Annotated in this window: 10 protein-coding genes; 3 read left to right on the forward strand and 7 right to left on the reverse strand. The window is 63.5% G+C overall.

Translation table 11 applies throughout. The features are described 5' to 3' along the window. Positions 1–46: 46 nt before the first annotated feature. The 7 genes from AB4Y31_RS08295 to AB4Y31_RS08325 all read right to left on the reverse strand — a co-directional run bounded on the left by AB4Y31_RS08295 (position 47) and on the right by AB4Y31_RS08325 (position 13,793). Positions 47–1,441: an efflux RND transporter periplasmic adaptor subunit gene (locus AB4Y31_RS08295; RefSeq protein WP_368673545.1), complete on the reverse strand. Its 1,395-nt coding sequence runs from the start codon at positions 1,439–1,441 to the stop codon at positions 47–49. Positions 1,442–1,448: 7 nt separating this feature from the next. Next, positions 1,449–2,195 carry an efflux RND transporter periplasmic adaptor subunit gene (locus AB4Y31_RS08300; protein ID WP_368673546.1) on the reverse strand — a complete coding sequence of 249 codons (747 nt, stop codon included), beginning with the start codon at positions 2,193–2,195 and terminating at the stop codon, positions 1,449–1,451. Between the two features lie 134 nt (positions 2,196–2,329). Continuing rightward, complete coding sequence (locus AB4Y31_RS08305) at positions 2,330–3,931, reverse strand: TolC family protein (RefSeq protein WP_368673547.1); 1,602 nt, start codon at positions 3,929–3,931, stop codon at positions 2,330–2,332. A 23-nt stretch (positions 3,932–3,954) separates the two neighbouring features. Continuing rightward, positions 3,955–12,021, reverse strand: a complete 8,067-nt coding sequence (locus tag AB4Y31_RS08310; RefSeq protein ID WP_368673548.1) for a DUF4347 domain-containing protein — start codon at positions 12,019–12,021, stop codon at positions 3,955–3,957. A 48-nt stretch (positions 12,022–12,069) separates the two neighbouring features. Further along, complete coding sequence (locus tag AB4Y31_RS08315) at positions 12,070–12,687, reverse strand: phage tail protein (RefSeq protein ID WP_368673549.1); 618 nt, start codon at positions 12,685–12,687, stop codon at positions 12,070–12,072. Positions 12,688–12,722: 35 nt separating this feature from the next. Further along, positions 12,723–13,064, reverse strand: coding sequence for a hypothetical protein (locus tag AB4Y31_RS08320; protein WP_368673550.1), 342 nt, complete (start codon positions 13,062–13,064; stop codon positions 12,723–12,725). A 132-nt stretch (positions 13,065–13,196) separates the two neighbouring features. Then, positions 13,197–13,793, reverse strand: a complete 597-nt coding sequence (locus tag AB4Y31_RS08325; RefSeq protein ID WP_368673551.1) for a GNAT family N-acetyltransferase — start codon at positions 13,791–13,793, stop codon at positions 13,197–13,199. A gap of 769 nt (positions 13,794–14,562) precedes the next feature. Between AB4Y31_RS08325 and AB4Y31_RS08330 the strand changes: the two genes are divergently transcribed. The 3 genes from AB4Y31_RS08330 to AB4Y31_RS08340 all read left to right on the forward strand — a co-directional run bounded on the left by AB4Y31_RS08330 (position 14,563) and on the right by AB4Y31_RS08340 (position 17,221). Then, complete coding sequence (locus tag AB4Y31_RS08330) at positions 14,563–15,144, forward strand: hypothetical protein (RefSeq protein ID WP_368673552.1); 582 nt, start codon at positions 14,563–14,565, stop codon at positions 15,142–15,144. Between the two features lie 2 nt (positions 15,145–15,146). Further along, positions 15,147–16,061 (forward strand): DUF4868 domain-containing protein, encoded by a 915-nt coding sequence (locus tag AB4Y31_RS08335; protein ID WP_368673553.1) that lies wholly within the window; start codon positions 15,147–15,149, stop codon positions 16,059–16,061. 689 nt (positions 16,062–16,750) lie between these two features. Next, complete coding sequence (locus tag AB4Y31_RS08340; RefSeq protein WP_368673554.1) at positions 16,751–17,221, forward strand: hypothetical protein; 471 nt, start codon at positions 16,751–16,753, stop codon at positions 17,219–17,221. Positions 17,222–17,257 lie beyond the last annotated feature (36 nt).

The raw sequence follows: 17,257 nt of genomic DNA on the forward strand, positions 1-17,257 counted from the left end.
GACGCGCTACGTGAGATGAAGGCAGGGACCGTGCATGGCGCATGGTCTACCAGCCGAGCCACTGCCGCGCCGTGGCGAGCGGGCGGCGCAGCAAATAATAAGCGAGGGGCACCCAGTGTCCGTGAATGCGTGCGGTGCCCATCACGCCGAGCGGCGGCTTGACGCTACCGACGAACATCGCCTTTACCCGGTAGGCGACGACGCCATCGGGCGTCGGCTCCGCACGATAGGCCACGGTATCGATGCGCGCATCGTACGCGGCGAGCGGCGAACTTTTCGGATAGAGCGTCACGGTGGCGCCGGGCACGACGTCGACGTTGTCGGCGACGGGTACGTACGCCGTCAGCTCGACGCGGGCAGGATCGGCCAGCAGCATGACCTTCTCGCCGATCGAGACGGCTTTACCGTTCCAATCGTTCGGATCGGAGAACACGGCCACCCCCGCGCGCGGCGCGTTCACGCGCACACGTGCCAGCTCGCGCGCCGTGTAGTCGAGCTCGACCGCGCTCTGCTCGAGCTTGCCTTTGCGCAGCGCCATGTCGAGCCGGTCCTTGTCGTCCGTGACGGCAAGCTGCGCGGTTTGGCGATATTCCTCCTGCGCCGTGGCGTAGTTCTTGTCGGCTAGCGCATAGCGCGAGGCAAGCGTCGTCGAATCGAGTGCGAAGAGCGGCGTGCCCGCTTCGACGCGCTGATTCGGCTGCGCGTAGAGACGATCGATGACTCCGTCGAGCGGCGCGCGCACGACGAACGGATCCTTCGGTGTGACTTCGGCCGGTGCGAGCACCGTCAACGGCACGGGCACGACGAGCGCCACCGCGATGGCGGCAATGACGCGGCGCCGATGCTTGCCCGCACGCAACACGAGCTTGCCGCGCTCGATCCACGAAGCCCGCGGCGAAAACGCCGCCAACGCATGCGACCAGACACGCGCGAGCTCGGCGAGCAGCGCTTCTTCGACGTGCGTCCATGGCGCTTCGCGCGCAAAGACGACACCGCCCAGCGAGCGATCGGTGCGGTCGGCGAGGGGCACCCATAGGGCATGCGTCGGCCACCAGGCGGCCCAATCGGCGGCAAGCGGTTCGGGTAGGCTGTCCGCTGTAAAGGCGTACGGCCTCGTTTTGGCGGCAGGGTCGACGGCTTCCGACGACGTAGCGGCCCTGGCCTGCACGAAGCGCCCTTCGAGCACGCGGCATGCTTCGCCGAGCCACTGCACGTATGGCGCCCCCGGATCACTCTGCGGCAGCCCGGAGACGGCCGCGACCGCGCCGGGCACGGGGGCCGGCGCGCGCCACCATGCGGCCTGACGGTACGGCACGAGCGAGAGCGATTCGTTGACGATGACGAAGCCGAGCGTCTCCTCGCTCGAGGCCTCTCTCGCGCGCGCGGACAATTGCCATAGCAGCGCGAGTGCGCTCGCTTCGACGTGCAACGGGGCGTTCATGATGCGCCTAGCGGCCGGCGTCGGCGAACTTCGCCCAGCCGCTCATGCCGGGCAAGAGCTCAGGCGCGCGGCCGGACAGCGCCGCCGTCACGTCGACGGTCTGCGTCACCGGATCGACACGCGCGCCGATGCGAGCAACGGTGGCCGGATAGGCCCGGCCGACCTCGTCGATATTGACCGTCAGCGGATGGCCGGGCTTGAGCCAGGACAGCCACTTCGACGGCACGATCATCTTGAGTTCGAGGTGGCTCGTATCGACGATCGTCAACAGCGGCTTGCCGGGCTCGGCGAACTGCTGGGCCGATGCGCTGCGTTTGACGACGCGGCCGTCGAACGGCGCCGCGATACCGCACTTGTGCACCGTCGCCTGCATGTAGGCGACTTCGGCCGCACTGGCTTTCGCCTTGGCGTCCGCTTCGTCCACTTCAATCTGGCCGATCGAATGCAACTGGGCCAGACGATCGTTGACGCGCTTCAGCTGCACGGCGGCTTCGGCTTCGGCCTGCGCCTTGTGCAATTGCGCCGCGTAGAGCGAGCAATCGAGCGAAACGAGCATCTGCCCTGTATGGAATGCGTCGCCGTCGCGCAGCGGCATCGACGCAATCTTCGCGCTGATTTCGCTCGATAGATCGACCTGATCGCGCGCGACAAGTTGAATGCGGATGCGGCCGTCGTCGTCTGCCCGCCCCGCCGAGGAAACGGCCGGTGGCGCTGGTGCGCCCGACGATAGCGACGATACCGGCGCAGGGGACATCGCACGCTGCGCCGTTGCAGTTGCGGTTGCGGCGGGTTGGACTTGAGGCCCCGCGGCTTGCACAGTCACGGCCGAACAGCTGAAGACCACCCCCATTAGGGCCGCACTGCGCAGCCCTGCCCTGCACCATCGTTTCATTGCGTCTTTGCTCCGTCCGCGCGGCCGAAGGCGGCCCACCGCGTTTGCTCCTTGTCGATCGACTGCTCGATCGATTTCAAATCGCCCTTGCCTGCGTCGACCGACACCGGATCGAGCCCAAGGGTCGCCAGCATCTGGCCGTAGGCGCTTTCGAGTTCGCCATAGCTTTGATAGAGGCGAAGCTCCGAGATCATCGCGGAAGTGGCCGCCCGGATCTCTTCGAGCTTGCCTTGCGCGTTGGCCATCGTGGCGTTGTGCGTATGCTCCAGGATCTGGCCGTCGACGTCGTTGATCTGCTTGCACAGGTCGAACTGCCGCTGCTTCGCGCTGAGCTCGGTGCGCGCGACGTGAACTTGCGTCAGCACCGCCATCGATAGCGCGAGCTGCTGCGCATGCGAGACTTCCAGCTGAGCGTGGGCCATGCCGCGGATGTTCTTGGCATTGAGCACATTCAGCAAATTCCAGCTTACGTTGATGCCGGCCGCACGCCACGCGTGATAGGCGAGAAAGCTGTTGCTGTCGTAGTGCGTACCCAGCTGGAACTCGATGCCGGGCAACAGCTTGGCCATCGCCTTGTGCGTCTCGTTGATACTGATGCGCTCGTCGTAGCTCGCTTCGACGAGCTCAGGGCGACGCTCGAGCGCCGTCTCTTCCATGCGCTCCATCGGCATATCGAACGTCGGCACCGAGAAGCCCTCGGGCGGTGCGAGCGTGATGTCGGTGCCGGGCGCGACGTTCATCAGCGAGGCAAGCCGCGGCTTTGCTTCGTCGAGCTGATCGCGCACGGCCTCGAGCTGACGCATGATGTCGAGCAGCGCGTGCTGATAGCCGAGCGTATCGAGCGGCGAACGCAGCCCTTCCGATTGCGATCGACGCGATTCGTCGAGCGCTTGCTTGGCCTGCGCCAGCAGCGGGCCGATGCGCGTCTCGAGACGCTGTGCCCCTACTGCTTCCCAGTATGCCTCGCGCACTTGCTGCATCATCAGCTGCACGACCTTGCGGCGGCGCTGCTCGACGACGAGCACGCGATCGGCCTGCTCTTTGGCCTCGTAGTAGCTGACGCCGAAGTCGAGCAAATTCCACGAGAACGCGAGGTCGGCCGTGCGGTCGTTCTGATCCGTCGAAAACGACGGCTCCAACGACACCTGGTGCGTCCGGAGCGAGATAGATTCGGACGCGAGCGGGTGATCGCGATACGTATAGCCGGCCGCGGCGGTCAAGCGCGGCAGCATATCGAAGTTGGCCACATCCAGTTGCTTTTGCGCGAGCGCCTCTTCCATCATCTTCAGGCGATGATCGAGGTTGTAGCGGATCGCGCGTGCCATCGCCTCTTTGAGCGTGACGGGGCCGGTAATGGGTGGCTGGTCCGCGAACATCGCCGTGCGCGTCGTCTGTGCGCTCTGCGCACGCTCGGCATCGGTAAACGGCGTCGGCTTGATCGCGCACCCCGACAGCCACAGCAAGGCGACGGACGCGGCGATTAACGAGGGGCGAAAGGCTCGCTTGGAATGCGCCTCGCGCGCGGCGGTTGCAGCGGGTGCGGCGGGCGCAAAGGCGGGCGAAGGCATCGCTTCGGCAACTGACGGTTGGAGTCTCATTGGTCTCAAGGGATGACGGTAACTCATACGCGATGCGCGGCGTCACCGGGACGCGACACGTGCAATGCCGCGCGCGCCTGCGCGAATTGTTGATCGAGTGAAGGTTTGCCCATGGGGCGCGCCGCATTGGCGACAGTACGCGTCGTCTCGGTCAGCGCGGCGTGGCCGGGTGCCTTCGAATGGGAAACATGGCGCTGGTGGTGGTGCGAGCCGCCATGCCTGTCATGCGGAGCGAGCACGATTTCTCGACGGGTTTCATGGCCCGATGCATCGCGCGTCTCGATGACAATGCGCACGTTCTCCGCGCCCGGCGGCAGCTTGCCGCGCAATACCCCGTTCGCCGCGTCGTAATGGATCCATCCCGGCAGCGATCGACCGTCGGCGAGTTGGACCGTGACGTCGGAGCCGCCTTGCATCGCTTCGGATGGCGGCAGCAGCGTCGCGACGCTGATCGAGAACGGGTCGTCCGGCGCCATGTCGAACGAGATGTCGGGCAGTGGAATCGGCGAATCGGCAGGCGCGACTCCGGGCGCGGCCGCGAGCGCCACGTCGAAGCCGGCCATGTCGAAACCCGGCACCGTCGTGCCGGAGAGCGAATAGGTCCCGGCCGGCGCGTTCGGATCGGCGAACGTCATCGTCTGCACGAGCGGCACGGCACCGATCGGCTGCGGCCGAGCGAACTCGTTGAGCACGTCCGGCGGCGACGTCGCATCGGAGCCGTCGAACGACGACGTCGTCGTTGCCGGCAAGTCGGTCGTGGTTGTGGGCGGCGGCAAGATCGGCGGGAACTGCGGCTGGTTGACGATCGTGATGGTATTGGACGCGACCGCGCTCGTCTTCACCCCGTCGCTGATCGTGAACGTCACCGTGCGGCTGCTGCCCGCGCTAAGGGATACATCGGTAAACACGACCGATTGCAGCGCGTTCTGCCATTGTGCGAGCGAGGCCGTCGCTCCGGCGGACGTCAACGTCAGCACCCCGGTGGAAGCGTTGTAGCTCGCCTTGATGTTGCCCATCGTCGCCGGGTTGTCGAGGAGCACGAGGAAGTCGTTCCCTGCGTCGAACCCGCTGCCGATAGAAACTTGCGCGGACGCGAGCGTGGTGTTGTCGCGATCGCTGAGCGTGACTTGCGGGGCCACGGCCACCGGCGTCGAGCCGATCCCGCTCGCGGTGAACGTCACATTGCCGCCGATGCTCAAGCCCGGCGTTTGATCGGTGTCCGTCACCGTCACGTTGCGCGTTTGCGCGTCGCTGGCCGCGCCATTGCCGTCCGTCACCGTGAAGCTGACGACGCGCGTGGCGGTATTGGGCGTAACCGCCATGTCGGTGTAGGTAATCGACGCGAGCGCCGCTTGCCATTCCGCGAGCTTGGCGGTGCCGCCGGCTGACGTCAGCGTCATCACCCCCGTCGTCGCGTCGTAGCTAGCAGCGATGTTGCCCATCGTCGCGCCGTCGTTCTTGAACGCAAGCACGTCTTCGCCCGAATGGAGGCCGCCCGTGATGGCGACGGTGGCCGACGTCAACGTCGCGCTGCTGGCATCGGAGAGCGTGAGATGAGGCGAGACGGCGACCGGCGTCGAGGCGGTGCCATCGGCTGCTACGAAGTTAGCTGAACCCGAATCGGTGACGACGTGCGGCTTGTCGAGCACGGTAATCGTGTCGATTGCCGCGGCGCTCGTCTTCGTGCCGTCGCTCGTCGTGAACGAGATCGTGCGGTCGCCGAAGTGCGTGCCGCTGGTCGAGAATGTAACGGCGCTAAGGGCGTTCGCCCACTGGGCATCGGTGGCTGTGCCGCCGGCCGAAGTCAGCGTCAGCACGCCCGTGGCCGCGTCGTACGAAGCGGCGATGTTGCCGAACGTCGCGGCGTTGCCGTTCGTGAACGCCAATACATCCTCGCCGCTGTGGAAGTTGCCCGTGATCGAGACGGTCGCCGACGCTTGCGTCCCGTTGTCTCGATCGCTGACCGTAATGCCGCTGTCGATCGTCACGCCGGACGTGCCGGCGATATAGTTCGTCGGCCCACCCGTCGTCGTGACAATCGGCGTTTGATCGGTGTCGGTGACCGTCACCGTGCGCGTTGCCGTGTTGCTCGTGACGGCACTGGTATCGACCGCGGCGAAGCTGATCGTGCGCGTCGCAGTGTTTGGCGTCACGGCCGTATCGGTGTAGGTGACGGCATCGAGGGCCGCCTGCCACTGTGCAAGTGTCGCCGAGGCGCCCGAAGAAGTCAGCGTCAGCACGCCCGTGGCCGCGTTGTACGACGCGGCGATGTTGCCGAACGTCGCCGCGCTCGTGTTCCTGAATGTCAGTACGTCTTCGCCGCTATGGAAGTTTTGCGTGATCGCGACGGTGGCGGAAGCCAAAGTCGGCGCCGCGCCGTCGGTCAAGGTCAGCCCGGAATCGATTGCCACGGGCGTCGATGCCGTGTTGTCCCCGGCGACGAACGCCGCAGAGCCCGAGTCCGTCGTGATCGTCGGCGGCCCGAGCACGTCCACCGTGTCGGTCGCTGCCGCACTCGTCTTCGTGCCGTCGCTCGTCGTGAACGAAATCGTGCGGTTGCCCGGGGCCGCACTCGAACCCGCCGAGAACGTCACCGCGCTCAACGCGTGGTTCCACTGCGTGTCGCTGGCGGTCGCACCCGACGAGGTCAGCGTCAGCACGCCCGTCGCCGCGTTATACGAGCCGACGATGTTGCCGAACGTCGCTGAGCTCGTGTTGACGAACGTCAGCGTGTCGCCGCTGTGGAAGCCGGATGTGATCGACACCGTCCCCAACGATTGCGTGGTGTTGTCGCGGTCGGTAACCGAAATACCGCCGTCGATCGTCGCAGCCGACGTGCCGCCGACATAGTTCGTCGTTCCACCGGTTGTCGTGACGATCGGCGTTTGATCGGTATCGGTGACTGTGACTGTGCGCGTTGCCGTATTGCTCGTGACGGCACCGGTATCGACCGCGGCGAAGCTGATCGTGCGCGTCGCAGTGTTTGGCGTCACGGCCGTATCGGTGTAGGTGACAGCATCGAGCGCCGCCTGCCACTGCGCAAGCGTCGCCGACGCGCCCGAAGAAGTCAGCGTCAGCACGCCCGTGGCCACGTTATACGACGCGGCGATGTTGCCGAACGTCGCCGCGCTCGTGTTCCTGAATCCCAGCACGTCTTCGCCGCTATGGAAGTTGGCCGTGATCGCGACGGTGGCGGAAGCCAGTGTGGGTGACACGCCATCGGTCAAAGTCAGCCCTGAATCGATCGCCACGGGCGTCGATGCCGTGTTGTCCCCGGCAACGAACGCTGCAGAGCCCGAGTCCGTCGTGATCGTCGGCGGCCCGAGCACATCTACCGTGTCGGTCGCCGCCGCACTCGTCTTCGTGCCGTCGCTCGTCGTGAACGAGATCGTGCGGTTGCCCGGGGACGCACTCGAACCCGCCGAGAACGTCACCGCGCTCAACGCGTTGGACCACTGCGTGTCGCTTGCGACAGCACCCGACGACGTCAGCGTCAGCACGCCTGTCGCCGCGTTATACGAGCCGACGATGTTGCCGAACGTCGCCGAGCTCGTGTTGACGAACGTCAGCGTGTCGCCGCTGTGGAAGCCGGATGTGATCGACACCGTCCCCGACGATTGCGTCGTGTTGTCGCGGTCGGTAACCGAAATACCGCCGTCGATCGTCGCAGCCGACGTGCCGCCGACATAGTTGGTCGTCCCGCCCGTCGTCGTGACGATCGGCGTTTGATCGGTGTCGGTGACCGTCACCGTGCGCGTCGCCGTGTTGCTCGTGACGGCACTGGTATCGACCGCGGCGAAGCTGATCGTGCGCGTCGCATTATTCGGCGTGACGGCCGTATCGGTGTAGGTGACGGCATCGAGGGCCGCCTGCCACTGTGCAAGTGTCGCCGAGGCGCCCGAAGAAGTCAGCGTCAGCACGCCCGTGGCCGCGTTGTACGACGCGGCGATGTTGCCGAACGTCGCCGCGCTCGTGTTCCTGAATCCCAGCACGTCTTCGCCGCTGTTGAAACCGCTCGTGATCGCGACGGTGGCGGAAGCCAGCGTGGGTGACACGCCATCGGTCAAAGTTAGCCCTGAATCGATCGCCACGGGCGTCGATGCCGTGTTGTCCCCGGCGACGAACGCCGCAGAGCCCGAGTCGGTCGTGATCGTCGGCGGCCCGAGCACGTCAACGGTGTCGGTCGCTGCCGCACTCGTCTTCGTGCCGTCGCTCGTCGTGAACGAAATCGTGCGGTTGCCCGGGGGTGCATTCCCGGCCGTCCCGAACGTTACCGCGCTCAACGCGTTGGACCACTGTGTGTCGCTGGCGACCGCACCCGACGACGTCAGCGTCAGCACGCCTGTCGTCGAGTTGTACGAGCCGACGATGTTGCCGAACGTCGTCGAGTTCGTATTGGCGAACGTGAGCACGTCGCTAGTATTGAAGCCCGTTGTGATCGACACCGTCGCCGACGCTTGCGTCGTGTTGTCGCGGTCGGTAACCGAAATACCGCCGTCGATCGTCGTGGGCGCGCTACCGGCGACATAGTTCGTCGTGCCGCCCGTCGTCGTCACGACCGGAGTCTGATCGGTGTCCGTCACCGAGACGGTGCGCGTGGTCGTGGCGCTCGTGTTGCCTGCGGTGTCCACCGCCGTGAAGCTGATCGTGCGCGTCGTATTGTCCGGCGTGACGGCCGTATCGGTGTACGTCACGGATTGCAGCGCGCTTTGCCACTGCGCCAGCGTTGCGGTGTCGCTTGCCGACGTCAGCGTCAATACCCCTGTTGCCGCGTTGTACGAACCGGCGATGTTGCCCATCGTCGCACCGTCGTTCGTGAACGCGAGCACGTCTTCGCTCGAATGGAAACCGCCCGTGATGGCGACGGTGGCCGTGCTGAACGTCGTGGCGCTACCGTCGGACACCGTCAAGCCCGAGTCGATGACGACGGGCGTCGAGGCGACGTTGTCGCCGGCTACGAACGCGGCCGACCCCGAATCCGTGGTGATCTTCGGCGGCGCCGTGATGTGGATCGTATCCGCCGCTTGCGTGCTGTTCTTGGTACCGTCGTTCACCTGAAACCAGATCGTGCGATCGCCGTATGTCGTGCTGGTGCTCGAGAACGTGACCGAGCTCAGCGCGCTGGCCCATTGTGCATTCGTGGCGGTGCTGCCGATCGAAGACAGCAGCAGCACGCCCGACCCCGAACTGTAGGACGCCTGGATGTTGCCCATCGTCGCGCCGTCGTTCGTGAAACTGAGTACATCGCCGACATGGAAACCCGTGGTGACCGCCACCGTGGCGGACGTCTGCGTCGTGTTGTCCAGATCGGACACCGTGACGTGGCCGTCGATCGTCACCCCCGCCGACGCGCCCACATAGGTCGTCGTACTGCCCGTCGTCGTAACAATCGGCGTCTGGTCCGTGTCCGTCACCGTCACCGTCCGCGTAGCCGTGGAGCTCGTGTTGGCCAGGCTGTCCGTGATGGAGAAACCGATCGTGCGGGTCGCGGTGTTGGGTGTGACCGCCGTATCGGTGTAGGTGACCGACCGAAGCGCGCTCTGCCATTGCGCAATCGTTGCGGTGTGACTCGCCGACGTCAGCGTCATCACGCCCGTTCCCGCGTTGTAGGACGCGCTGATGTCGCCCATCGTCGAGCCGTCGTTCGTAAACGCGAGCGCGTCTTCGCCGGCGGCATAGCCGCCCGTGATCGCCACCGTCGCCGTCGATAGCGTACCGGTCGCCGTATCGCTCAGCGTAATGCCCGCATCGATCGCGACCGGCGTCGAGGCCGTGTTGTCGCCGGCGACGAAACCGGCCGAGCCGGAATCGGTCGTCAGTTGCACCGGATTCACGACGTTGACGGTGTCCGTCGCCGCGGTGCTTGTCTTGGTCCCGTCGCTCGTCGCGAAGGAAATCGTGCGGCTGCCGTAGGGCGTACCCGTGCTCGAGAACGACACCGCCGACAAGGCAGCCGCCCATTGCGCATCGGTGGCTAACGCGCCCGACGACGTCAAGGTCAACACGCCGGTTGCCCCGTTGTACGAGCCTACGATGTTGCCCATCGTCGAACCGTTGTTCGTGAAAGTCAGCGTGTCGCCGCTATGAAAGCCCGCGCTGATCGACACCGTCCCCGACGATTGCGTCGTGTTGTCCGAGTCGCTCACGTGGACGCCGCTGTCGATCGTCACGGGGGAAGCGCCGTCGGAATACGTCGTGGTACCGCCTGTCGTCGTCACGATCGGCGTTTGATCGGTGGCCGTGACGGTCACGTTCTTCGTCACCGTATTGCTGCTCGAGAAGTAGGCGTCGTCCGTCAGCGTAAAGCTGACCGTGCGCGTCGACGTGCTAGGCGTCACCGCCGCATCCGTGTACTTCACCGCACGAAATGCGTTCTGCCACTGCGCGATCGTGGCGGTACCGCTCGTCGACGTCAGCGTCAGCACGCCAGTGGAAGCGTTGTATGTGCCGCTGATATCGCCGAATGTCGAGGCACTAGTGTTCGAGAAACTCAGAACGTCCTGCCCGCTCGCGAAGTTGCTCGTTATCATGACCGTGCCCTGCTTCGCAGCGCCCGCGACGCTATCGGTCAAAGTGATTCCGGCATCGACCGTAACGGGCGTGGATGCGACGTTGTCGGCTTCGACGAAAGCGGTGCTGCCGCCGCTGGCCGTCAAGGCCGGCGGCGAAGAGAGATCGACGTAGCTGAAGTTGTTGAGCGTTGGGGTGAGAAACGCGGAATCCGTCTCGATGATCCTTAGGCTCTTGATGCCGGCAAACGTAGACTTGCTCGACAGGTCCACATGAAACACCGAACTGTTTCCGTTCTGCGACGTATCGAGCGTGACACTGTCGATGACATTCCCGGCGCCGTCGAGCGCCTCAACTGCCACGATCGACGGCGAATTGATATCGATGTCGAAATTCTCCACCGCCATCCTGTCGCCGTTCGCCAGCGTCATCGTCATCGACTTCAACGAGGTGCCTTGCACGTTGCCGAACAGCACTCCATCGGTTGCGCTTGTGCTCAGAGGCGGCGGTCCGAATTGGTTGACTGTCGTGGTGTCGACCGCGAACTCCGAAGCCTGATCCATCGTGTAAGTGATGCCGTCCAGCGTGAACGACGTGACGCCGGCCGCCCCGCCGCTTGTCACGAAGCCGACTTGGCTGTCGTAGGTTTCATCGGCGACGCCCAGCAACTCGCTGTATTGCTGCTCCGCCGCCTGCGAAAAAATCACCGGCGTACGGACGGTGCCGACATCGTATTCGAGCGCCCAGTCCCCACCGAGCGAGGCCGCACCGGTCGCATCCGTCGACGCCGCCACGTTCAATCCAGTGATCGAGGCGATCTGCTGCACCAGCGCCTTGCCGTCCGCGTTTTCGGCGACATCGCAGCCGTAGATCAAAAAGTCGCCGCCCGGCTTCATCGCCGCGCCGATCTGCGCAAGCTGCGCGCTATACGCCGATAGATCCCCTTCGTTGAGCCACGTGCTGCCGATCTGCACGTTGCCGTCGGACCCGTGGGAGACGAGGTGAATCGCACTGACACCCGGATGCTGCTGCAAATATTGATCGATCTGCGCAAGCCCGTCCTTCATCGAATCAAGTACGACCACCTGCGTGCCCTGGGGCAGCCCGGCGACGAGCGATTGATAGTCGGTGACGTTCGAATTGACGAAGACGACTTGCGAACCCGTCGAGCGCGCTGCCGTATCGGTGAAGCCGTGGATGGCGCGGATCGCGGGTGCGTCGCCCGTCCCGGCCGCCGTCTCGTTGGCCACCGCAGGCGTGTACCCATGCACGGCACGCGTCGTCGTCGACGAATTGGACGAGTTTGCGATGTCGGTCGATGCTGCCGGCGAAATACCGAACGCCGCCCCCGCGTTCTGCCCCGGCTCACGCGCGACACTCGCCGCATGCGCTTGCGCGTCCGCGTGGTGCGGTGCCGCGACGGCAGCCGCACCGATCGAGGCAGCCGATGCGTCGTAGACGATGCGCGGCTCGAGCGCGACGATGAGCGGCGCCGGCAGCGCGGCGACTTCCCTTCGGGATGTCGTTCGAGACGCACGTAGCGCGGCGCGAATCTTCGAAAGGCGGGCGGCGAGTTTCATCGCTTCGTGTCCTTAAAGGCGTGCCGCTCGCGCGGCACACATACGCTCTTAGCCGCGCGGCGGGAAGACGCCTTGCAGTGCGATGCAGAAGTTGATCCCGAGGTACGGATTGCGCACCGGGACGGGAGTGTTGCTCCCCGTGGGGCTGTTGGTTATCGCCGGGGCGCTCGTCTGCAGCGACACATTGAACGGCTTAAGCGTGGTCACGTTGTCGGTCGCGGTACTGTAGAGGCCGAGCGGGCGGCCGCTGGAGCTGACCGGTCCCAAGACAGCGTTGGGTCCCGGTACGCCGCTTTCGTTCTCAGAAGCCGTGGACGTCGTTGCCGGAAGCGCGACCGATCCCGTCGCAGTGCCGGGCTGGGCCGTCGCCGAGTGCGTATGCGACGGCATGTTCGAGATTGTCAATTGGACGTTCTCGGTTCCGGCTTGCTCGCCGAGGTTGATACTCGACAGCCCCAGGCCTTGACCGGCGCCCACAGGCGTACGGCCTCGCAAATCCGGCAATTGGAAGTTCGATACGCCGTTGCCGCCGTAAAACGTACCGAGCAGCGAATACAACGCCTCATTTTGCGCGACCGCGAGCAATTGGCCCTGGCATAGCGCCCAACCTTGCGGCGCGAAGTTAAAGGCCACCATGCGAATTTCGCCGACATACGGATCACTCATTTTTAACGCCTCCTGTCGATAATCAAACAAATGCCTTACGTCACGTCCCGCGAACCGGCGGCATTCGCGAAATTCGCGGCACGCGTATGCACGACGACAGTGAGCGTCGACCGCCCGTCATCGGTGGGTTTCGTGGGCGTCGCGAGCAGATCCCACGCTCGCCCGGCCGGCGAGCCGATTCGATAGATTTCCTGCGGAAGAAAAACGCCCGCGGGCAACTCGAAGGTGGCCGCATAGCAGACGAAGCTGTCATTCATGGGAATGCCGGCCGGCGCGTGCGACAGCACCGCCTCGACGGTTTGCCCGTCGGCCAGGCCGAACGTGAAGCTTTCCCCGATCGCTTCGATCAGTTCTTCATGGGTAGGGATGGACCGCAAGCAAGCCCCCTCTCGTTATTCGTTATGCTGGCGGCCGGCACCGCCGGCCTTGGTCTATGTTGTTGCAACCTTATTCGGGCGGCTCTCACCGAAGGGAGCCGCAAACCGCGGCGGCCTAGGCCGCGCGCGGCGCTACTTCGCGTCGCCCGGCGCGAGCCCCTCTACAGGCTCCTCGCTCGGATCGACGTACGGCACGGCGGGGCGGCGCATCTGCCAATACACGCCGCTCTCGCCGATCGTCTCGAAACCCAGCCGGCGATACAGCCCCTGGACCGGGTTGTTCCTCTCGACATAAAGCACCACCGGCATCGCCTTGCGCGCCGCCTGCGCGACGAATGCACGCACGAGCCGGCCTCCGATGCCCGCACCCCGATGAGCGGGCATGAGCGCGATGTCGATCAACCGCGCTTCGCTGCCGTGCCACGAGTGATAAAGGCGGCCTACCGCGGTTTCACCCAACGTCACCACGTCGAAGCGGCCGTGGGGATAATGCTGGCGGTAATACCTGTCCTGCATCGAAAATTGTTCGGCCAGCAGCGAGGCAATGCGCTCGGGGCTCCATCCGATTTGCGCGAATTCTTCGGCGCGCGTGGTTTCGAAAACGGCCTGCAGAAAAGGACGATCGTGCTCTTGGGCAGGCCGAAGCCGCAATAGGTCGCCTTTGGCGGTATCGCCAAGCTGCATCGAGGCGGAAGCAGCATCGACGCTATCGACCATCTGGGATTTCATTTCAGGGCCTGATCGAACCGAGTCGGTCGTCGTAAAGGCACCCGCGGTCGACCGATTCTTACCAAAGTTTGCAAGCGCTAGCGGATATTAGTCTAGAGATTGTGACGTAGCAACCGCGAGAATTCGTGGGGTTCTACGGAGTTAACCGGATCGACGTTTTGACGGACGGGCCGCCCGCGTTGAAAACGGGCGGCCGGTAAGCGTCGCTCAGGAAAATGCGTGACGCTTTGGGCTATATGAACCGCCCGCTTAAAAAGCAATTGTCGGAGTGGCCCTGGTGGTGCGCGGGGCAATATATTTCAAAGGCGGACACACGTTAACCCGTGCGCGAGGCGCTCATGGCTGAACGGACATGCCACCAAGCAGTTCGCCGATCACCCGAAGCTGGACGGTTTTCACCATATCGTTTGGCGAAGGGAACGTGCTCCGCCCGCTTTGAACAGTTGCCAAAAAGCAACGGCCATCCCCTCGTATGGGTGACTGCGGTAGTGTAGTCAGCCTGCGCAAATCTACAGGACGGTTTTCTAGACTAATTAGACCTCCTCGAGCGGCGCTGGCGCCCGTGCCGCTTGCTGGCAAATAATCGCCAAGCGTTGGCATATCTTCCGTTTCTTGTATAAGCTGCACGAGACCTCGCAATCGCGCGAACGAGGCTTGCGCTACCGCAGAAATTGGCGAGATTCACACTGTCAGGCAGGAACGCTCGATTGAACGTCGCAAACGACGTAGGTGCCGAACAGCTCTAATCGCGCGCATAACAAAGCTACGTATGCAATTCAGGTTACTGACGGGGTTTTTCATTTTTATCGGATCGTACTTCCCGCTTACGATCATCCTGGCCGTGCAGGACATCCCGCAGTCCTGGTGGGCGCAGCCGCTCTGCAGCAGGAAGGCACTGCTCGACGGCCGGTGCGTTTTCTTGCCATTCGACCACCCGGCTTTTGCGCTCACATTCCCCTGCATTTCAATGCTCGCCGTCGCGGCCACCCGGCACTTCCTAAGGCGGATCTCGTTCAGGTTCGCCATTCAGGTCACGCACGCAAAGGCCATTTCTAACGAACTGATTAACTATACATTTCCGTACGTTGTGTCGTTCATGGGCATCACCTACGCCGACTCGCAAAAGCTCCTCGGCTTCGTCGTCTTTTTGCTGTGGATGTTTGCGATTACGTACCGGTCGGGGCAAATTCTGATGAATCCGCTTTTGATCGTCTTCGGCTGGCGCTTGCACGAAGCAACGATCGTCATCAACGGCGTCGAGCGAGAGGTCCGCATATTGAAGAAGGGGCAGCTTGACGCCGGCGCCCAGCGCGCAGAAACAATTCAGGACTTTTACGTTGCCGGGGATTGAGAATGCAGGAGACCTTCAACGCCCTTAGGGCTTTTCAGTTTGCAGATGCGGACATCCACCTTTGGGTCTTCAAGCGGAGTACGACCGTCCGCCGATTTTCAGCGTATTACGTACGCACGGACGATAATCTGAACCGCGTGCTCCGGGAAGTCATCGTCACGGAGATGACTCGCATTACGGAGTTCGCACCCTACACCTATCTCGCCGAAACCAACGAGAGCAGTTGCCTTGCCCTGCCTGCCGCAGGGGATGACTTCGAGTTCCTCAAGGCGCAGGTCGACCGACCGGAGCCGGAATGCAGCGCACGGTCAGTCCAGGACCTGACCGGCGCGGAGGGCTACGTCGTCAAGTTCGTGCACGCAGGCCGGACTGTCTACGCCGTGAAGCGCTCGTCTGCGACATGGAAGACGAAGTATCCGGCCAAATATATCAACATGATCTTTCACAATGGCGAGCTGTCGGCAGTGGAGGACAGGAGTTTCTCGATCGAGAGGAACTTCGACTTTCACTATTTGGATGGCGTTATCTTTGTCGCCGCAAAGCGCGCCTTCGAATCGGCGATGAATCACCGCGAGGCCTACGTCCGCGCGTTCGCCGAGCTGCAGCGGGATGCTACCTTCTCGCGGCTGTTCACCAACATGCAGCCGCTTGTCGACTACGTGGGCACAAACTCCATACAGCTGCGACGCATGGCCGTGGTCGAGCAGAAAGCACTGTACGCGAACCCGAACTTTCTGCCAGCCCTTCAGGCAGTCAGCAACGCACGCGGCTGGGGGCTGAATTTCGACGCGCACACCAACCAGCTCATCCCCTGCGAGCAGACCGCACGCACGATTTTGCAGGTCCTGCTTGATCACCGTCTGCTTAGCGAGGTCACCCAGAACATATACGATGTGCCGGACGCCGTTCCCGTGTAGCGTCTCTTCCAATATGCCTCGGGATCGACGTCGTTGAGCGGAGGCCCACATAACTGTTGTAAAAACGCCAAAAGCATAAACGGACTTTTTGTCCGCGCGTTTTCGGCTTGCCCCAGAATGTGCCCCAAAGACGATGCGGCTGCAAATCCGGCCTGAAAGTCGGACCGCAGAAACTGCAACACGGCGGCAGAGGGCACACCGCGACTTCGCTAATTATCCCGAATTCTAGTTCTACCGCTCGGACTTTCAACATAAGGGGCTCTTGTCCTGAGGGCTCCCCGAGGTGGATTGGGCCAGACCCCGGCTTCGATGTGCTCGTCTGCCCGCCTCATGCGCCCAATTCCGTTCGCAAATCGACACTGCCAAGCCAGTGGCGGCAAGTTGCCCGATAAGGATTTGCTGCGCGTCGCCGCAGCCCCGCTCTCGAAGGAGAGCGAAACACACGTTTCTCGAGGGTCGTGTCTCCCGATGCATCACGCTTTTTGGATTAGCGCAACTAACGGCTCAGTTTGGCGGGAAACAACCGACCGACGATTCACTCGGACGCCAACCACACTTCGGGGCCCTGAGCGGAGATAGCAGCACCGAAAACTCCATTAATACGCACTGGTTTTTTTCATGCTGGATTCTAAAATTTGTGGCGGCTCGTCCGATATAGCGTGAAGGCCATTTATAAGAGGAGCCTGTTCATGCTGTTCAAGAAATTCGCGCTGCCGCCAGTCGTGCTTGCTGTTGTTCTCGCCACCGGCTGCCACAAGGATGCCGCACCTACCGCCGTAGCGAATGCTGCGTCCGATACCACTGCGGCAATTGCGGCGCCCGCCCCCGCTACACCGGATGCGAACCAGAACGGCGATGCGCAACAAGCGCCCGCGGCGTCGGTCAACTACGCGCAACAGCCGGCGACTGTAGCGCCCCAGCAGCAGTCTGGTGACGGGCTGACCCGCGTTCACTTCGACGACCTCTTTGCGCACAACGCTGACGGAAGCTTTTCCCCGAAGGTACCTGTTGCAATCAACGGTGTCACGATGGGCCCCGGCATAAGCTTCGGTCGAGGCGTACTATTCGGAGGCGTTGACCTAGCTTCGTACGCAGGTCGTGACTTCGCCGCCCGTCAATTGGCCAACGGAGCGTACTCGCTCGAACGCGTGTACAACTAACGCTGCTGAGCTCACGCAACTGGAAACTCCGTTCTT

Source organism: Trinickia sp. EG282A, from assembly GCF_040965455.1.
In the GTDB taxonomy this organism is placed as follows: Bacteria; Pseudomonadota; Gammaproteobacteria; order Burkholderiales; family Burkholderiaceae; genus Trinickia; species Trinickia symbiotica.

What these genes read in the sequence shown, in the direction of transcription:
- AB4Y31_RS08315 (WP_368673549.1), bottom strand. Translation starts at nt 12,687, where the DNA reads ATGAGTGATCCGTATGTCGGCGAAATTCGCATGGTGGCCTTTAACTTC.
- AB4Y31_RS08325 (WP_368673551.1), bottom strand. Translation starts at nt 13,793, where the DNA reads ATGAAATCCCAGATGGTCGATAGCGTCGATGCTGCTTCCGCCTCGATG.
- AB4Y31_RS08305 (WP_368673547.1), bottom strand. Translation starts at nt 3,931, where the DNA reads ATGAGACTCCAACCGTCAGTTGCCGAAGCGATGCCTTCGCCCGCCTTT.
- AB4Y31_RS08335 (WP_368673553.1), top strand. Translation starts at nt 15,147, where the DNA reads ATGCAGGAGACCTTCAACGCCCTTAGGGCTTTTCAGTTTGCAGATGCG.
- AB4Y31_RS08295 (WP_368673545.1), bottom strand. Translation starts at nt 1,441, where the DNA reads ATGAACGCCCCGTTGCACGTCGAAGCGAGCGCACTCGCGCTGCTATGG.
- AB4Y31_RS08300 (WP_368673546.1), bottom strand. Translation starts at nt 2,195, where the DNA reads ATGTCCCCTGCGCCGGTATCGTCGCTATCGTCGGGCGCACCAGCGCCA.
- AB4Y31_RS08340 (WP_368673554.1), top strand. Translation starts at nt 16,751, where the DNA reads ATGCTGTTCAAGAAATTCGCGCTGCCGCCAGTCGTGCTTGCTGTTGTT.
- AB4Y31_RS08310 (WP_368673548.1), bottom strand. Translation starts at nt 12,021, where the DNA reads ATGAAACTCGCCGCCCGCCTTTCGAAGATTCGCGCCGCGCTACGTGCG.
- AB4Y31_RS08330 (WP_368673552.1), top strand. Translation starts at nt 14,563, where the DNA reads ATGCAATTCAGGTTACTGACGGGGTTTTTCATTTTTATCGGATCGTAC.